Genomic DNA, 3072 nt, shown 5'->3' on the forward strand with positions numbered 1-3072 from the left:
CTAAAACGCCGACATTACCGGACAGCCTTGTATTAAAGATCCTCAAAACTCCACGACTATTTCAGCTATATGGCTGTCCGGTTTTGTCTGATTTTTTAGAACCCAGAAGAAGGCTGTCCATTCTTGTCCGGAGTTAGCCCAAGGGAACGTGGTAATCGGGACGCTTGGAAGCTTGAAAAGAATTATTACCATTCCCCTTCCCCATTTTCGCGTTCCCCTCCAACAACCCTTCGCCTTATGTGGACAGGCTTGTGAGCGTAGATCCGCTGCTGTTACTACAGTTCTTAATGATTGATTTCCTGCTATACTTTCTGATGTCTGCGAAATTTGTTGAAGCAGTTTTGAGCATGATATGACAGTAAGACCGCCATTACAAATATACGAAGCAGAAACTCAGCCTTTTTGCCAAACACCGTCTTTTAAATATTCAATACGGTGTATGTTGCCTTCTGTATAGACTACATTGACAGAGGCTTGGTGAGGTAGTATATCAAAAATATTCTCTCTTGAAGCGATATCTGGAGTTGAATGAACATTTAGAGGCTTGCCATTATCATTCTAGTTTGGAAGGTAAACTCTGGGTTGGCTGGCAATACTACTATTAGCTACGCCCAAAATCGAAAATGCTGTAATTCCAGACAACAAACGTTTCGCTGCCGAAATCAACTTTTTCCCGTTCAACCCTTGAAATAACTTCACCTCGGAAGCATCCGGATTCAACTTGGCTTCTTCGTGTGCTATATACATTTCTACGTTGGCAAATGCATCCATAACTTTTTACTTTATGCTTAGTTAGAGGAAATCCAGCAGTATGGATTATATAGGTATCAAACATAGTCAGCATGAAATCACATTCTCAGTTCTAAATCGCACAATCTAATCGTAAAGATATGTAAAATAATTTGAATTTTTCCCCGTACTACTGCAATAAGTTTCTCAACAGCTAGCTAGTAAAGCTTTTGAGGTTACTTCTGAATCGTTCGTGGATGCGATTATCGCTCCAAAAAGGAATCACAGTTTGTCCCTGATGTACATTAACTAATTATTTGTCAATTTAACAAAATATTGTCAAAGCATAAAAAATGCCTAAAACCCTGACATAGCAAGGATTATGTCAGGGTTTTTGCGATTTTAGACAGTTATACGCATCCAAACCAGTATTCACTAATTAGATGTCAAATACCTGGAAATTAACAATTTAATTGTCAATCTCCAGAAAACTGGAAAAATAGTGTTTTTACAGGAATTAACAAATTATTTGTCACTTTGATAGTATAATACAACTATGTTTTGATAAAACATAATATGGAGAATGCAGAATCTTCTAAAACGTCTACGACTTGGGCAAGCTCGGCAGATGTTAAGGATCTTCCTGAAGCAAACGTTATTGTTTCTAAACTTTCAGATGAAGCTTTGCTGAAAATGGAGGTAATTCAAAGCCTTTTAGAAAATAGCGATCGCACTACTTATACTCAAAAGCTAAATGTTGCAGCAGCAAAACTTGGTAAATCAGTGCGTACAGTACGACGACTGATTGACAACTGGGAGCAGGAAGGTTTAGCAGCACTGACTGAAACTCAACGAGCCGATAAAGGAAAGCACCGAGTCGATGAAAACTGGCAAGAGTTTATTTTGAAGACCTACAAGGAGGGCAATAAGGGTAGTAAAAAAATGACTCGCCAGCAGGTATTTATCAGAGTCAAGGCAAGGGCAGACGAACTGGGAGTTAAGCATCCTTCCCACATGACGGTTTACCGTGTCCTGCAACCTTTAATTGAAAAGGAGGAGAAAGCCAAGAGTATTCGCTCTCCGGGTTGGCGTGGTTCGCGCTTATCAGTTAAAACCCGTGATGGAAAAGATTTACAAATAGAACGCAGTAACCAAGTTTGGCAGTGCGACCATACCCTTGTTGATGTTTTATTAGTAGACCAGCATGGCAAAATTCTTAGTCGTCCTTGGTTAACAACAGTTGTTGATACCTATTCGCGCTGCATTATGGGGATTAACTTGGGCTACGATGCACCAAGTTCTCAAGTTGTGGCTTTGGCGTTGCGTCATGCAATTTTGCCCAAGCAATATAGTTCAGAATATGGGCTTAATGAAGAATGGGGTACTTATGGTTTGCCGCAACACTTCTATACAGATGGGGGTAAGGATTTTCGTTCTAACCATTTGCAGCAGATAGGAGTGCAGTTAGGGTTTGTTTGTCATTTACGCGATCGCCCATCGTCGGGTGGTATTGTTGAGCGTCCGTTTAAAACTCTAAACACACAATTATTCTCAACTTTAAAAGGATATACAGGTTCAAACGTTCAAGAGCGATCAGAAAAAGCGGAGAAAGAAGCTTGCTTAACGTTGCGGCAGTTAGAGCAAAGGTTGGTGCATTACATTGTTCGTTACTATAACCAGGATATTGACGCTCGAATGGGCGACCAGACAAGATTTGGACGCTGGGGATCTGGTTTAATTGCTTCCCCTGATTTACTTTCCGAGAGGGATTTGGATATTTGCCTAATGAAGCAAACACGGCGGCAAATCCAACGCGGGGGATATTTGCAATTTGAAAACTTGATGTATAGAAGTGAACTCTTAGCGCGTTATGCGGGGGAAAGTGTTGTGTTGCGATATGACCCTACTACCTATTTTTTATGTAAGTCAAGGTGATGAAGAAAAGTTTTGTCAATTTGCAAAAACTGAAGAATTAATTCGGGTGTTGAGAATTATGCCACTCCTCCAACAGAGGGTTGATTACTTCGGCATTACAGAAAAGAAAATCAGCCACAGCCATAATTCTCTGGTAAGGTAATCCAGCTTCTCTCTGGCTTTTTTGTCCACCCAACCAGTGATAAGCCGTAGATTTAGAGATGGCACAGATTTTTGCTAATTCTTCGTAATCTAATCCCCAACGATAGCTAAAGTCTTGGGGAGACATGAACATTTGGTTGTGCAGTTCTAGCAACTGCTGATGTTGTTGAGCTTCAGACATGATTGCCCTGAAGCCTTTCCAAGGATGAGTTATCCAGGGGTTCGATATCTTCTGAGAAAGCGAAGTCGCAGCTACAGGTGTCACGA

General features: G+C 40.8%; 3 protein-coding genes. 1 reads left to right on the forward strand and 2 read right to left on the reverse strand.

Features of this window, described 5'->3' with window-relative positions; genetic code table 11:
* Positions 1-558 precede the first annotated feature (558 nt).
* Positions 559-771, reverse strand: a complete 213-nt coding sequence (locus tag PI95_RS34945; protein WP_039740017.1) for a hypothetical protein — start codon at positions 769-771, stop codon at positions 559-561.
* A 534-nt stretch (positions 772-1305) separates the two neighbouring features.
* Here PI95_RS34945 and PI95_RS34950 point away from each other — a divergent pair.
* Positions 1306-2664 carry a TnsB C-terminal domain-containing protein gene (locus PI95_RS34950; RefSeq protein ID WP_236117346.1) on the forward strand — a complete coding sequence of 453 codons (1359 nt, stop codon included), beginning with the start codon at positions 1306-1308 and terminating at the stop codon, positions 2662-2664.
* 37 nt (positions 2665-2701) lie between these two features.
* Here PI95_RS34950 and PI95_RS34955 read toward each other — a convergent pair.
* A partial coding sequence (locus PI95_RS34955; RefSeq protein ID WP_236117347.1) for a hypothetical protein occupies positions 2702-3072 on the reverse strand: 371 nt, incomplete at its 5' end.

It is taken from the genome of Hassallia byssoidea VB512170 (genome assembly GCF_000817785.2).
Taxonomy (GTDB): Bacteria; Cyanobacteriota; Cyanobacteriia; order Cyanobacteriales; family Nostocaceae; genus Hassallia; species Hassallia carrinoi.